Source organism: Micromonospora sp. DT63, from assembly GCF_049841615.1.
Taxonomy (GTDB): Bacteria; Actinomycetota; Actinomycetes; order Mycobacteriales; family Micromonosporaceae; genus Micromonospora.
Genome location: NZ_JBNCKQ010000006.1, coordinates 161091 through 177659, shown reverse-complemented (window position 1 = coordinate 177659; position 16569 = coordinate 161091). Strand labels below are relative to the sequence as shown.

General features: G+C 66.8%; 4 protein-coding genes. 2 read left to right on the top strand and 2 right to left on the bottom strand.

The window, feature by feature from the left end:
* Positions 1-7 precede the first annotated feature (7 nt).
* Together ACLQ27_RS22270 and ACLQ27_RS22265 are read right to left on the bottom strand one after the other, a co-directional pair.
* Positions 8-589 carry a hypothetical protein gene (locus tag ACLQ27_RS22270; protein ID WP_425868463.1) on the bottom strand — a complete coding sequence of 194 codons (582 nt, stop codon included), beginning with the start codon at positions 587-589 and terminating at the stop codon, positions 8-10.
* Entirely contained in the window at positions 580-6900 is a 6321-nt protein-coding gene (locus ACLQ27_RS22265) for an RHS repeat domain-containing protein (RefSeq protein ID WP_425868462.1), read from the bottom strand. The genes ACLQ27_RS22270 and ACLQ27_RS22265 overlap by 10 nt, the downstream gene beginning before the upstream one ends.
* Before the next feature lie 406 nt (positions 6901-7306).
* Here ACLQ27_RS22265 and ACLQ27_RS22260 point away from each other — a divergent pair, with 406 nt between their 5' ends.
* Both ACLQ27_RS22260 and ACLQ27_RS22255 read left to right on the top strand, forming a co-directional pair.
* Complete coding sequence (locus tag ACLQ27_RS22260; protein WP_425868460.1) at positions 7307-11728, top strand: FG-GAP-like repeat-containing protein; 4422 nt, start codon at positions 7307-7309, stop codon at positions 11726-11728.
* A gap of 339 nt (positions 11729-12067) precedes the next feature.
* The gene (locus ACLQ27_RS22255; protein ID WP_425868458.1) at positions 12068-16516 is read left to right on the top strand and encodes a LamG-like jellyroll fold domain-containing protein; all 4449 of its coding nucleotides are present in this window, start codon (positions 12068-12070) and stop codon (positions 16514-16516) included.
* Positions 16517-16569: the final 53 nt, after the last annotated feature.

The following is a 16569-nucleotide window of genomic DNA, read 5'->3' as shown; positions in this document are numbered from 1 at the left end:
CTATACGTCAACCTACATAGTCAAAAGCGCACCCCGACTCATTAGATATCTGACTCGGCGTCAGCATCTTCTCCGAGTTCGCGCTCTCGTCATAGACATATTTAACTGAACGAGGATCAGCGTCGGCGGGGTATTCCGGCACACCCGAGAGCCGGAACGCGTCCCCGACGACGCGTCGTCGATCCCCCTTGATGACCGTGATTTCAACAGCCGTTATATCTGGCAAGGGCGCACCATTTTCCACCGCAACAAGGACCTGAGCGAATAAGTCGTCTTGACCAATTACGAACTCACCCTTCGCGGCAGCATCGCTTCGCGGATCCGCCACCTTCCAGTACGGCACGCGTGCGGGTCCGCTGGCCTGGGAGTCCGTGCGCTCGGCTGCCGCCTTATTGTCGTACACCTCGACAGCAGAAATTCGTTCACCTTCACATACCGGGGCAAAAATGTGGACCTCGTCGCCCAATTTTGCCACCCCCACGGCATAGACGGCATCGCCTGGGAACTGGCAGCCCGCAGCGACGACAAGCAGGCAAGCGGACAGGAAAACGCCCACAACCCGCCGCAGGGATCTCGCCCTCAGAAACATGAGTAGCTCCCTCCGCCGTTGCTTGCAATCTCGGCTTGAGCCTCGAAGATGTTGCAGACCAACCCCGTATCATTCTTTTGCTTTTCCGCAGCCAAATAGAGGGGGCCGAACAAAAATCCCATCTTGTTCCACTGCTCATCGCGATGGTACTTCTCATGCGTCATCAGCGGACCGTTGACGGCCTCTGGGGCTTGATCGGTCACAAACACCGTGCCGTAGGTCGTCCCTCCGCGAGCCTTGAGAGGAATCCTGACCGGGCCTTTGCCTGCGATTGAAACCCCCCTGCTCTGCTGGCAAACTCTCATTCCATAGGCATCGCCACAGCGGCCACCCGTACGGACGACAGCCTCCTCCATGGCCGCTCCGACAAGCATGGATTCGACACGCTTTTCCCTCGCCCATTCATCGGCGATGGCACCGGGAATGGTCTGAGTCACGAAAGAATTGGTAGTCTGCCACGCCTGGGTGGCGGGTTGTACCACGTAGCGGTTCCACATCGCGTTGACCGCACTGCCGTTCCGTCCACCCATGCACATGTTCCAGTAGCAGCGACGACCATTGTCCTTGATCGGTCGGGCCGGCGGCACGTACTTGCCGCGCTTCATTTTCGTGCTGGTCAGCTTATTCGCCTTGCCATATTTGATGTTATCGGTCGACCCGCAGCCGCCCGAGCAGCCCTTCTTGACGTCGTACCCGTAGCAGTCGAAGTACTTGCAGTCGTCCGGGATCAATCCGGTGGGGTCGCTGGACGTCACCGGCGTGTTGTTGGCGTAAGAGTAGCCGTTCCACTGTTGCGGCTGATCAGCGTCTTGCAACGGATCCACGGATAGGAAGCGGCCGAGAACGGCGTCATAGGCGCGGGCGCCAATGATGCTGATTCCGACCGGGCTCATCGGCTTGTCGAGGAAGCCGTGGTTGTCGGGCGCGGCGACGACCGTACCCCGAGCCCCACCGTACGGGGTGTACTGCCGCCAGGTCGGATTCTGTGCGGTGCTGTCCAGGTAGAGCGACGGGGTGCCCTGGTGGTCGGCGATGGCGAAGGTGTACGCCGTGCCACTGCCGGTGCGAATGCAGGTGCCCCCACCGGGGAGGGCGTAGTAGCGGCTGCCGGTGATGACGGTGGTGGTCGTGTTGAGGGTGTGTTGTTGCCCGGGTAGGTAAAGGGTGTTCTTGCCCGGCTCCTTCTGCAGCAGCAGGTTGCCGTCGGCGTCGTAGATGAAACTGTTGTTGCCGCTCGTGCCACCGGTGACGTCGGCGAGCTTGCCGGCGTCGTCCCAGGTGAGAGTCTGGCTTCCCTGGGCGGCGTTGCGGCCGGTGGTGTTGCCGGCGTTGTCGTAGGTGTACGACGTGGTGCCGGTTGCCCCGCCGGTCGTGGTGGTCGAGGTCAGGGTGTGGGGCTTGTTCTGACCGTTGCCGTTGTAGGCGTAGGTGGTCTTGGTGTCGGTACCGCCGGTCAGGTTGTGTTCGGTCTGCTGGGTGCGGTTACCGATCAGGTCGATCTGCCAGCTGGTCCAGTAGGCGCTACCCGCGCCGATGCTGTTGCCGACCATTGACTTGTTGGCATCGGTGGGCGTGGCGGCGCAGGCGTCGGTGCCGGTCCAGGCTTCGGTGAGGCGGGCCAGACCGTCGTAGCCGTAGCACTGCGTCTCCGCCGGGGTGGTGGCACCCAACCGCTTGCTGATCTTGCGGGTGATGTTGCCGGCCAGGTCGTACTCGTACTCCTGCTCGTCGACGTTTGTCGGCGTCGTGGTGGAGCGGGTGACGAGTTGGTTCTTCAGCCGGCTGGTGTGGGTGTCGTAGGTGTTGGTGACGTAGGCGTGGCTGGTGGACGAGCCGATCTTCTGCTGGTCTACCCGGCCGTAGGCGTCGTAGCTGACGCTCTGGCTGTATCCGGCGAGACCACCGAGGGTGGTGGGCAGGTCCAGGACCCCGGTGTAGCCGTGGATCACCGTCTCCGAGGGCAGACCGCCCTTGGCCGGGTAGGTGTCGGTCAGCGGCAGACCCAGCACCGAGGAGTAGGTGTGCCCGAACACGTACGACCCGGCGAGAGCGCCTTCGCTGTCCGGGATGGTGACCGTCGTGCCGAGGGAACTGCCGAAGACGTTGAACGACTTCTGCTGGGTGACATATGCCTGTCCGCCGCGGTAGGCGGTGGTGGTGGTCAGCTTGCCGAGCGCGTTGGTGACCCCCGCGACGCCGTTGCTGTTGTCGTACACCCATGCCGCCCGCTGGTTCGCCGACGACTGGTTCGCCACCGTGGACGCGTACTCGCCGGTCTTTCGGTCGAGGGCGTCGTAGGTGAACGACAGGGTCTTGCCACGGCCGTCGGTGGACTGCTCGACGTTGCCGTTGGCGTCGTAGCTCATGCTGCTGGCGCCGGCGTCCGGGTCGGACTTCGCCACCACCTGGCCGAGCAGGTTGTACGTCGAGGTCCACACGTTGTTGCTGGCGTCGGTGAGCGTCGACTGGTTGCCGTGCTCGTCGTAGCCGTACTTGCTGACCGTCGCGGTGCCACCGGTCACGGTGAACGTGCCGGTGAAGGTGTCCGCCGGTGTGGTCACCGTCGGACGGACGCTGTACTCCTGCAACTCCTTCTTCCGACCGAGCGGGTCGGTGAGCGCGGCGGAAACGACACCGCCGGTGGGCGGAACGACGGTGGTGCGGTCGCCGCCATGAACGGTGGTCGTCGTTGAGACGGTCACACCGTTCTTGGCCGCCGTCACGATGACCGCCCGGCCCAGACCGTCGTAGGTGGTGAACGTCTGGTTCGGTACCTGCTTACTCAAGTCGGCCGCCGACACGGGTGTGCTGACCGCCGGCAACGAGCCGTCGTCCCACCAGCCGTTGTACGACGCACGGGTCCATCCGCGCGTGTCGTAGAACGTGTCGGCGATCATTCGGCCGCCCGTCGGGGTGACCGACTGGGTCTGGCGAGTGCGTAGCAACGCGTCGTAGATGGTGACCGACTTCTGATAGCCGCTGGAGTTGTTCAGGGTTTCCGTGGTGGTGGCGGACACCCCGGTCTTCGAGACGGTGTAGCCGAACTTGTAGTTGGCTCCGACGCTCGTGGCACGGGAATTCAGCCATACCGACGTCGCGCGGCCGAGCGCGTCGTACTGCTGGGTGGTGACGATGCCGTTGGCGTCGGTGCTGACCAGCGGGATGCCGCGCTTCGTGTCGAGCGTGACCGACCCACCGTGCCCCGCGGCGTTCGTGCTGGAGGTGGCGGTGACCAGCTTGGCGGCGTTCATGGTGTAGCCGCTGCTTGTCTTGTTGCCCTTGGCGTCGTAGGAGTCGGTGACCCGGCCGTAGCTGTCGTAGGTCGACCGCTCGGTGGTCTGCCAGACGTACGCCCCGGAGGTGTAATCCTTGGCGGTCTGGGCGAGGGTGACGTCGCCCTTCGACGGTGCCGCCGCCTGCGGGAACGTCGTGGAGAAATCCAGGACGTCGTAGAAGCTTCGCTCGGCCTTCACCACCTGCGAGGGCCGGTTGACGCTGCTCGGGGCGGTCAGGGTGTTGACGCTGCCCGGCACCGACGCGGGGCTGCCCTGGGCGAACCCGCCACACGCCACGGCCACAGTCTCGGTCTGGCTGACCAGGCCGGCGAGGTTCTTGCTGGTGTTCGCCGGGGCGTAGGTGTAGGTGGTGCACTGGTTGTACGCCGTGTCGACCGGGACGGTGTAGGTGTAGGTGTTCTTCAGCTCGCCGAACGTGGCGCTGGTGGTGTTCGCGTCGTAGCTGTTGTCGCTGGCGGTGGTACGCCAGGTCACCGAGCCGCCGCTGGTGACGGCTTGGCGGGTGTACGTCTTAATCGGTGCGACCCACTGCGCCGTCAACGCCGACAGTCCCGTGCGCGAGCGCGTGGCGGTGGCCCCGGACACCCAGTAGGAGGTGATGGTGGAGGAGTCGACACGACCGTTCTCGCCGAGGTACTTGGTGCTCTCCAACTCCTTGCCGGCGAGTTCGTCGACGTCCTCATGCTTGCCGCCGACCGAGTCGGTCAGGTTCAGCACGGTGGTGTTGTTGTTCTTGGACATGCCGCGGTAGTAGACGGTCTCGGCCTGGGTGCGGCGGTCGTTGACGCCGTCGCCGGTGAACGTCTGCACCTTGCCGTAGCCGCGGAACTGGCCGTAGCTGCGGTACTTGGCCTTGACGACCTCGTTCTCGTCGTAGTGCCAGGCCGCGCCGCCCAGGTACTTGTAGCTGGTCGACAGGGCCGCCGCGCCGCCGGTCGGGTCGGTGGACGTGACGCGGGTGACGGCGTACTTGTTGAACCAGTCCTTGAACGGGTCCACGTAGCCGTCCGGGGTCCAGTAGACCGGGTAGCACGACTTCGTGTTCGTCGCCGGGTCGGTGGTGACCGGGGCGGTACACGGCACCGGCAGCTCGTAGGACGGCGAGATCACCGAACCGGTCTCGGTGGTGATCGTGGCGATGCGCTGCCGGTAGAACGACGGCAGCCCACCGGTGACGTCGACCCGGTTGGGCAACTTGATGCCGGTGAACGACACCGACGGCAACGTGATCGCCGCCGTGGAGCCGCCGGCGCTGGTGTCGTGACCGGTACGCGCGATCGAGGTCAGCCACAACGTCGGCGACGTGCCGTCACCGGTCGCCGGCATGCTGTGCGACAGGGCGTAGGAGTCGACCTTCTCGTACTGGCTGGTGGCAGTGTTGTACTGCTGGGCCTCGATCGAGGTCAGGCGCACCGTGGAGAAGAACGACGGGCTCCAGTCGTCACAGTCGGTTCCCGAGGCGCAGATCAGGTCGAACGGCACGTCCGGCCAGTTCGCCTTGTTCGTCGAGTTCAACGGCTGACACGTCCCCGACAGGCAGCGGTCGCCGGTGTTGAAGACCACCCGGTTCGCCACCGTGCCGTACGCGCCGCCGTCGGTGAAGCCGTAGTCGATGCGTGCCAGGTTGCTGTCCCGGATGTAGGACACGTCCGAGGCGCCCTTGTTGCGGCCGTAGAAGTTCGTAGCCTGGTTGTAGTAGTACGCCATCGCGTTACCGTGGGTGTCGGTGACGTAGTCCAGGTTCCACCGGTACGCCATGGTGCACACCGACGACGAGAATCCCGCCGAGTTGTAACACGGGTCGCCCGAGTGCGGCGAGTACACCGGCGAGTGGTCCACCGACTTCGTCTCCGCCTTGCCCGAGGCCCAGCCCGGCAGCCGGTTGCGGCCGAACTCGTAGCTCGTGCCGTCGCGCAGCGTCACCCGCCAGTAGTCGGTGTTGTACGTCCCCGAACCGTTGTTGGAATTCTCGACGTGGGTGACGACCTCACCGTTGTCCGACTCCGGCTTCCACACATTCTTGGACGCGTCCCACACCAGGGCCGTCGACGAACCATTCAACGACAGCGTCAGCATCGGGCCGTCGTAACAGCGGTCCGGCGTCTTAACCGGCGACGCGCTGCCACCCGGATCGTCCATGCACGACGCAAACGTCTGCTCCACGAACGAGCGCGGCGTCGACCAGCCGTCACCCACCCACGACGCCTGCGCGTTCGTCGACGCCGTCTGCCCGTCCACGCTGCCCGAGTCGTACGACAACGCCACCGTCGGCACCAGATCTGACGCCGCCGGCGGCACGGTCACCGGATATGAGTACGTGAACGAACCCGTGCTACCCCCGCCGGTCCAGGAACCCGACGGCTTCAGGTCCGTGGCCGCGTACGTGCCGCCCTTGCCGCCCTCCTCGCCGGCCGCGGCAACCGCCGCCAACACGGTCATGCCGCCGACCGCCTGCGCCCGCGCGTCCGTCGCCATCGGCACCTCCGCCGACACCGACTTCTCCGCGGCGTCGTTCGTCGACGCCAACGGCGTCGCCACCCGACACTCGCTGCGGGTCGGCGTCGTCAGGACACACGATGGCAGGCGTACCAGCCGCAGTCGCGAACCGTAGTTGCCGCCGAACGCCTCGGCGAACCCCGCGTAGTCCACACCCACCCGCACGGCGCCTGAGGACACGTCCGGAGCCACCGAAAGCAGCACGCCGTCCACGCCGGCAGCTTCGGCCGCCTTGCGGTCGGCGACCTTCACCGCCAGGCTGCGCGGACCAGCCTTCTCCCTGACCGGCTGAACCCACACCGGCGCATCCGCCACGCGCGCCTTCGCCGCAGCCGCGCCCCGCGCCCCAGCAAGCGGTGCGGCCGGCAGGTCGACCTTCGCCGACACGGCCTTCGGCCACGCCGTACGCGTCGGCCGGTACGTCGACTTCGCGTCATCAGGCGGCGTGACGAACTTCGTCGGCAACGGCTTCACACCCTTGACCGACTGGCCCGGCGATGTCGCCGGCGCCTTCGCCACCTCCGGACCCTTGGGCTTCGCTACCGCGGGCGAACCCGACAACAGGCTGGCCGCGACCGCCGCGGCCGCGACAGTCGCAACCAGACGTCTGGGACGTTTGAGCAGGCGGGATCCCCCGTGGACGGCCATGCTGACCTCACCTCTGCGCGATGGAATGAGAGGCCACACAGAGTGATCGATCATGCACCCCCGTGGCGCGAACAATGTTTCATGTCCAACCACCCCGTTAGGTCACGAAACGATAACGATGATCAGCTTCCGATGCCATCAAACCCATCTCAGTGAGTGCCAAAAGGACAGCACCGAGTGACCAGAGACGTTTCCCGTAGGCCGCCGCGACTGCTTCACTGTGGCCGCTCGATCGGATGCGTCCGCGCGTTCACGTCACTCACGGGGAGTACGTCACATGATCAGAGGACGACTGCGCCTGCGCGCTGTCGCATCGGGTGCGGTGGCCGCCGTCGCTATCGCCACGGCCACGGTCCCGCTCGCCACACCGGCCGCCGCTGCCGCCCCCGCCCCGCCGAAACCCGCTGCCGTCCCGGCCGGGCCGCTCGGGGTCGACGCGGCCCTGGCCCACGCCAAGCGGACCGGCAAGCAGGTCGAGGCGACCGCCGCCGGCACCTCGATGGAGAAACTGACCGCCCTTCCGAACGGCCAACTCCTGCTCAGCCAAAGCGCCGTGCCGACCCGCAAACGCGTGGGCACCGACTGGAAGCAGCTCGATCCCACCCTCTACCGACGGGCCGACGGTGCCGTCACCGCGATCACCACCACACACGACATCACGCTGTCCGGCGGTGGCAGCGGCCCGATGGCCCACCTGGTCAGCGGCGACCGTTCACTGATCCTGACTGCCCCCGTCGCCCTGCCCGCGCCCACGCTCGCCGGGCCGACCGCGACGTACGCCAACGTCCTGCCCGGTGTGGACCTGACCGTGACGGTCAACGCACAGGGCGGGTTCTCCCACGTCTTCGTGGTCAAGGATGCCAAAGCCGCGGCGAACCCGAAGCTGGCCAACCTCGAACTCGCCACCACCGCCAAGGGCTTCACCCTCGACGCCGACGCAGCCGGAAACATCAGCGGTCGGGACCGCACCGGCGACGCCGTCATCACCGCGCCCGCACCGATCATGTGGGACTCGTCGGCGGGCGCCGCCAGTGGACCGACCGCGCGCAGCGGCGCCGCTTCCACGACCGCAGCACCCGGCCGGGCCGCTCGCACCGCCGCCATCGGCGTTTCCATTGCCCCCGGCAAGCTCGGTCTGAGGCCCGACCGCACGCTCCTCACCGATGCCGCGACCGTCTACCCGGTCTACATCGATCCGAGCTTCAACTGGAGCGTCACCGGACCGAGGATGTCCGGCTGGGCCAGCATCTCCTACCAGCACCAGTCCTCGAACTACTGGAACAACACCCCCGACCCCATCGGCCGGATGCAGGTCGGCAACTCCGGTGAGCAGCGCTCGAACACGCTGATCAACTTCCCGGTGCCCTACGGCACCCTCGCGGGCGCGGAGATCAACGACGCCACCTTCAAGATCACCAACACCCGGTCCTGGAGCTGCACCAACAAGACAGTCAACATCTACGCCCCTGCGGCGACGTTGTCGAAGTCGAACGCCACCTGGGACTACTGGGAAGACCAGAGCAAGAGCCCTCTCGCCGCGTCGAAGAGCTTCGCCTACGGCTACAGCGGCTGCAACGCCGCAGGCGTGTCCTTCGACATCACCGGCCAGATCAAAACCGACGTCACCAACAAGAGGGCCACCCGCACCCTGTGGATGGTCGCCGCCAACGAGGCCAGCGACGCCCAGAGCTGGAAAGAGTTCCTGGAAACCAGCCCCACGCTCGAAATCCGCTACAACCACAAGCCCAACACCCCCACCGGAATGACCACCTCGCCGAAGACCGCCTGCGCGGGTGGCAGCATCGTCGGCGACGCCTCCGTCTCCCTCTATGCGCCGGTCTCCGACCGCAACGGCGGCACCCTCGGCGTCTCCTTCAAGCTTTGGAAGACCACCGACACCACCCAGGCCGCGCTCGCCTCCTCCAACCCGAGCCTGCTGACGTACCCCTCCGGCTCCACCGGGGTTCTCGTCGTACCGATGACCACCCTCCGGAACGCAGCCGCCGGCAGCATCACCAGCTTCTCCTGGAAGGTCCAGGCGACCGACTTCCGGACGCCCAGCGACTGGTCGGCGACCTGCACCTTCAAATTCGACCCCACTCGTCCGGGTCAGCCGTCAGTGAGTGACGCGCCCGCGGGGGCCACCGTCGGCCAGCCGGCCACCTTCACCATCACCAAGTCCGAAGGCAGTGGCGGCACCACGCCGAGCGGGTACGTCTCCCAGCTCAACGGCGGTCCGCCGGTCGACATCCCCGCCGACGCCACGGGTGCCGCCACCTTCACGGTGTCACCGACGCGGTTCACCAACACGCTGACCGTCACCAGCGTCTCCGCTGGTGGCAACTTCGGCGACAGCACCAGCAAGGTCTTCAACGCCGCTCCCGCCGCAACCGCGGTGGACGGCGACATGACCGGCGACGATGTCGCGGACCTGCTCACCGTCGGCAAGGCCAACAATCTGCCCTCCGGGCTCTGGCTCGCCGCCGGCAGGAACGGGACCGGCGTAGACCCGATCACGACGAACCTCGGAGCGCGGGGTAACGGCGTCACCGGCAACGAGGACCCGTCCGACTTCAACGACGGCCAGGCGATCTCCGGCCACTTCTTCGGCTCCGGGTTCCAGGACGTCCTCGTCTACTACACCGCTGGCGCCAACGCCGGCAACGGAACCGTCCTGCGCGGCAGCGGCGACGGCTCGGTCATCCAGCCCTACAACAACCAGGCCAGCGTCTCCGGTGACATGCTGGTCGACGGCAACGGCAACGCCCCGCTCCAGTTGGCCAACGCCGGCGATACCCGCGGCACCGGATCCACCATCCCGGACCTGATCGGCACCAGCGGCGACGCCACGAACGGGTACTTCCTCAACTACTACCCGATGGCCTCCGCGCCCGGCCTCTACTACTACGGGGGCAGCACCACGACCCTCACCCCGAGCGGCGGCGTGGACTGGAACAACTGGACCATCACCACCGCCCAACTCAGCAGCGGCACCGCGATGTTCCTCTGGAACAGCACCACCGGCGCCCTGCACCTCTGGACCAACCTGGCCTACAACCAGGACACCACCCAGCTCACCTACACGCCCTACACGCTCTCCACCAACTGGAACCGCGGCGCCGCACTGAACCTGCAGGCCGCCGACATCAACATCGACGGCACCCCCGACCTGTGGACCATCGGTACCGGCGGGGTCGCCACGACCTGGTTGGTCACCGGGGTGTCCGCGGGTGCTGGCACCATCACCGGGCAGCCGGCCCAGAGCCTCATCACGTCCAATCACGCCTGGCCGCTCGCCGACGCCGAGAGCGGCCCCGTGACGGGGGCCGACGTGGCGAAGGACGCTGTCGGCACCCTGCACGCCACTGGTGCCGGTAACAGCATGTGGACCTCCGGCGATCTCTTCGACCGGGCTGCCCTGTTCGACGGTACGACGAACAGCGCGCTCGCCACGGCCGCGCCGGCGGTGACCAGCAACGCTGACTTCACCGTCTCCGTGTGGGTCAAACCGACCGCCGCCGGCGGCACCGTCTTCTCCCAGGACGCGACGAACACGGCCGGCATCAGGGTCTGGATCGACGCTTCGGACAGCAGTTGGCGGGTTGCGATGGCACAGAGCGACGTGGCGAACCCGGTCTGGGATGTCGCCACCGCCGGCGCGAACAGTGCCCGACTGGGCGTCTGGACCAGGGTGACGGTCAGCTACGAGAAGGCCAACGGTCGTCTCGGCCTCTACCTCGGCGCCTTGAACAAGGGGGTGGTGACTCACTCCGGCAACTGGAACGCCGCCGGCCCGTTCCGGATGGGCGCGCACCGTACGTCGGCCGCCGGGCTCGGCGGTTGGTTCAAGGGTCAGCTCAGTGAGTTGCTCACCTGGAACACGGTGGTAAGCCCGGTTCAGCCGGTTCCCGCCGGCCCGCGCCGGGACTTCAGCGGAGACGGTTACCCGGACGTCATGGCGCGGTACACGCCCAACAACGACATCTTTCTCTACCAGGGCAACGGCGCTGGGACCTTCCAGTCCGGCTCGACAACCATCGGCGCGGCCTGGTCCGCATTTGACACCATCTTCTCGCCGGGCGACTTCAACGGCGACGGCATCACCGACGTGATCGCCCGGCACGCGACCAACAAGGACCTCTACCTCTACCGGGGCAGCGGCACCGGCAGGTTCCTCTCCGGTTCCACCATTATCGGCGACAACTGGGCCGCCTTCGACCAGATCCTCTCGCCAGGCGACTTCGACGGCGACGGAAAGACCGACGTGATCGCGCGCGATGCCACCAGCAAGGACCTCTACCTCTACCGGGGCAACGGCAACGGGGGCTTCATCTCCGGTTCCACCCTCATCGGCGACAACTGGGCCGCCTTCGACACGATCTTCTCGGCGGGCGACTTCGACGGCGACGGCAAGACTGACCTAATGGCCCGACACGCGACCAACAAGGACATCTACCTCTACCGCGGCAACGGCACCGGCAGGTTCCACCCCGGCTCCACCGTCATCGGCGACAATTGGGCCGCCCTCGACCGGATCTTTTCCGTCGGCGACTTCAATATGGACGGCAACACCGACGTCATCGCCCGCCACGCGACGACCAAGAATCTCCACCTCTACCAGGGCAACGGGGTAGGACGGTTCAAGTCCGGCTACACCGTCATCGGTGCCAACTGGTCGGCCTTCAACATGGTCTTCTGATCACGGCTGGTCCGGTCCGGGTGATGAGCCCGGGCCGGACCGGCCGGGTTTTGTTTCCACCTCGGCCATGCCCGAATCCGCGTGCCCCTGTCACTTGCGGCGAGTGCCTCGGCAAGCCCGGTAGCACGAGCGATGTTGCATGGTCAACTACCTGGAATGGTCATGGATCTGTCACGAAGATCCTCGATCTGTGCCTTCAAAACATCTCAGTGATTCGCAAATGGACTCGTCGTGTCCCTGGGGAGCCATCCCTCAGGCCGGCGTGACTGCTACACCAAGGCCGCCGATCGAACACGTCTGCCGCGTTCGCGGCACATCACTCAAGAGGAGTTCTTGCTTATGATCACCAGACGACTGCGCCTGCGCGCTGTCGCATCGGGTGCGTTGGCTGCCGTCGCCATCGCCTCGGCCACAGTGCCGCTCGCACGGCCGGCCGCCGCTGCCGCTCCCGTACAAACGAAACCCGCCGCCGTCCCGGCCGGACCGCTCGGGGTCGACGCCGCCCTGGCCCACGCCAAGCGGACCGGCAAGCAGGTCGAAGCGACCGCCGCCGGCACCTCCACGGAGACGCTGTCCGCTCTTCCGAACGGCCAGCTCCTGCTCAGCCAAAGCGCCATGCCGAGCCGCAAGCGCGTCGGCGACGCGTGGAAGGCCTTGGACCCGACACTGGTCCGGCGGGCCGACGGTGCCGTCACGGCGACCACCACGACGCATGACATCACGCTGTCCGGCGGTGGCAGCGGCCCGATGGCCCACCTGGTCAGCGGCGACCGTTCACTGACCCTGACCGCCCCCGTCGCGCTGCCCGCGCCCACGCTCACCGGGCCGACCGCGACGTATCCTGACGTCCTGCCCGGCGTGGACCTGACCGTCACCGTCAACGCCCAGGGCGGCTTCTCCCACGTCTTCGTGGTCAAGGACGCGACGGCGGCGAAGAACCCGAAGCTGGCCACGCTCGAACTGGCCACCACCGCCAAGGGCTTCACCCTCGACGCCGACGCCGCCGGAAACATCAGCGGTCGGGACCGTACCGGCGACGCCGTCATCACCGCACCCGCACCCGTCATGTGGGACTCCTCCGCGGGCGCCGCCAGTGGACCGACCGCGCGCAGCGGCGCCGCATCCACCACCGCAGCACCCGGCCGGGCCGCTCGCACCGCCGCCATCGGCGTCTCCATCGCCCCCGGCAAGCTCGGTCTCAGGCCCGACCGCAAGCTCCTCACCGATACCGCGACCGTCTACCCGGTCTACATCGATCCGAGCTTCAACTGGAGCGTCACCGGCCCGAGGATGTCTGGCTGGTCCAGCATCTCCTACCAGCACCCATCCAGCTACTACTGGAACGACACGCCCGACCCGGCTGGCCGGATGCAGGTCGGCAACTCCGGCGAGCAGCGCTCGCAGACTCTGATCAACTTCCCGGTGCCGTACGGCACCCTCGCGGGTGCGACGATCGACGACGCGACGTTCAAGATCACTAACACCCTGTCGTGGAACTGTGACGACAAGACGGTAAACGTTTACGCCCCCTCGGCGACGTTGTCCAAGTCGAACGCCAAATGGGACTACTGGAAAGACCAGAGCAAGAGCCCCCTCGCCGCGTCGAAGAGCTTCGCCTACGGCTACAGCGGCTGCGCCGCCCAAGGCGTGTCCTTCGACATCACCGGCCAGATCAAGACCGACGTTGCCAACAAGAGAGCCACCCGCACCCTCTGGATGGTCGCCGCCAACGAGGCCAGCGACACCCGGAGCTGGAAAGAATTCCTGGAAACCAGCCCCACGCTGGAGATCCGTTACAACCACAAGCCCAACAAGCCGACCGGCATGACCACCTCACCGCGCACCGCCTGCGGCGGTGGGTCGATGATCGGCGACAACCCGGTCTACCTCTACGCCCCGGTCTCCGACCCCGACGGTGGCACCCTCGGAGTGAGCTTCAAGCTCTGGAAGACCTCCGACGCCGCGCAGACCGCGCTGGCGTCCTCCAACCCGAACCTGCTCACGTACTCGTCGGGCAGCACGGGCGTGCTGATCGTGCCTGTCGCCACGCTGCGCGCCGCCGCGGGCGGCGCCATCACCACCTTCTCCTGGAAGGTCCAGGCGACCGACTTCGGGGCGTCCAGCGACTGGTCCGCGACCTGCAGCTTCACCTTCGACCCCACCCGGACCGGCGCGCCGGACATCAGCCGGCCGCAGGGACAGTCGAAGATCGGCGAAGAGGTCAGCTTCGCCATCACACCGCCGAGTACCGGCACCCAGCCGGCCAGCTACAGCTACCAGCTCAATGGCCTGCCCCCGGTCACCGTCTCCGCCACGGCCGGTGCAGCCACCGTCATCACGACGCCGACCCGGTTCACCAACACGCTGGCGGTGACCAGCCTCTCGGCGGGTGGCAACTTCGGCGAGACCGCCACCGTGGCCTTCAACGCCAATCCCGCCGACACGGCGGCTGACGCGGACCTCACCGGTGACGGTGTCGCCGACCTGCTGACCGTCGGCGCGCGCAACGGGCTGCCCTCCGGCCTCTGGCTCGGCACGGGCATGAACAGCGGCGCGGTGCGCACCACGGTGAACGACCTCGGAGCGCGGGGTAACGGGGTCACCGGCGACGAGAACCCGTCCGACTTCAACGACGGCCAGGCGATCTCCGGCCACTTCTTCGGCACCGGGTTCCAGGACGTCCTCGTCTACTACACCGCTGGCGCCAACGCCGGCAACGGAACCGTCCTGCGGGGCAGCGGCGACGGCTCGGTCATCGAGCCCTACGACAACCAGGTGAGCGTCTCGGGTGAGCTGCTGGTCGACGGCAACGGCAACGCCCCGCTGCAGTTGGCCAACGCCGGCGATTCCCGAGGCACCGGAAGCACCATTCCCGACCTGATCGGCACCAGCGGCGACGCCACGAACGGGTACTTCCTCAACTACTACCCCGTGGCCTCCGCGCCCGGCGGCTACTCCTACGGCGGCAGCACCACGACCCTGACCCCGGCCGGCGGCGTGGACTGGAACAACTGGACCATCACCACCGCCCAGCTCAGCAGCGGCACCGCCATGTTCCTCTGGAACAGCAGCACCGGCGCCCTGCACCTCTGGACCAACCTGGCCTACAACCAGGACACCACCCAGCTCACCTACACGCCGTACACGCTCTCGACCAACTGGAACCGCAACGCCGCACTGAACCTGCAGGCCGCCGACGCCAACTCCGACGGGACCCCCGACCTGTGGACCGTCGGTGGCAACGGCCTGACCACCGCGTACCTGGTTACTGGCCTCGGCACCACGCCCACCATCGCTACCCAGCAGGCGCAGGGCCTGGTCACCGCGAAGCACACCTGGCCGCTCAACGGCGGCGCGGCCGGAGAGACCGCGGCGACCGCTGTCGACATCTCCGGCGGCAGCACCCTCACCGGCACCGGCAACGCGAAATGGCACGAGGGTGACCTCTTCAACCCGGACCTGCGGCTCAACAGCGATGCCACCGGCACGGGCGTGGACGCCAGCGGCACCGGCAGCCTGGTCAGCGCCGCCAGCCCTGTTCTGATCGACACCAAGAAGTCGTTCAGTGTCGCCGCCTGGGTGAAGCCCACCACCGCCGGCAAGATCATCCTCTCCGAGGAGGGGGCACGATCCGCCCGCTTCATCCTCTGGCAGGAGCAGAGCGACAACACGTGGCGCTTCGGAATGGCCCGCTCCGACAGCGACGCCTGGTCGTACGACCAGGCCATCAGCGCGCCCAACGCGCAGCTCGGCGTGTGGACGCACCTGGTGGCGACGTACAACGCCACAACGAGCACGATGGCTCTCTATGTCAACAACAACCTTGCCGGCACGGCACAGCACGCTGCCGAGGTGTCCTGGCCGGACACCGGGCGCTTCGTCATCGGCCACTACCGCTACAAGGGTTCCCCGAGTTCGTACTACTCCGGCCAGATCAGCAACGTGCAGCACTGGGACCGCGCCCTCAACCCCGCCGAGGCCAGCGCGCCGGGCAACTACGCCCAGCAGGTCATCGCGCCCAACATCCGCGACGTCACCGGTGACGGCCGGACCGACATGCTCATCATGCAGAGCAACGGCGACGTGCTGCTGCGCCGCGGGACGAACCTGGACGGCACGCTGACGTTCGACGCCGGCATCGTGGTGTGCGGCAAATGCGGCGGCTACGACTCGTTCAACATCGCCGACGCCAACAACGACGGCAAGGTCGACCTGTTCATGCGCCAGAAGAGCACCGGCGACATGTACGTCTACCCGAACACCGTCGCCACCGGAGACCCGATCTGGACCACCCGCCAGCTGGTCTGCGGCGGCTGTTTCAACTTCGGCGTATCCGATCTCGGCGACGTCAACCGGGACGGCAAGACCGACCTCTTCATCCGGGAGAACAGCACCGGCGACATGTACGCGTACCTCGGCAACGGACCCACTGGCGGCGCCATCACCTGGAGTAACCGGGTGCTGCTCTGTAGCTCCTGCGGCGGGTACGACAACGTGAGCGTCGAGGACGCGACCAACGACGGCAAGGTCGACCTGATCATGCGCAACAGCGGCACCGGCGACATGTGGGTCTACCCCAACACGGCCCCCAGCGGAACCCCAACCTGGGGCCCCCGCATCCTGGTCTGCGGCATCTGCCGTGACTTCGACATGAGCAGCCTCGGCGACGTCACCAACGACGGGAAGGTCGACCTGGTGGTCCGGCGCCGGAGCAACGGCACCATGACCCTCTACCCAGGCAACGGCGCCATCGGCACCGTCACCTGGGGCTCACCCTCGTTGATGTAGTACGCGACGAGAACCCCCGGGTGCCGCAAAAGTCGCGGTGCCCGGGGGTTTCG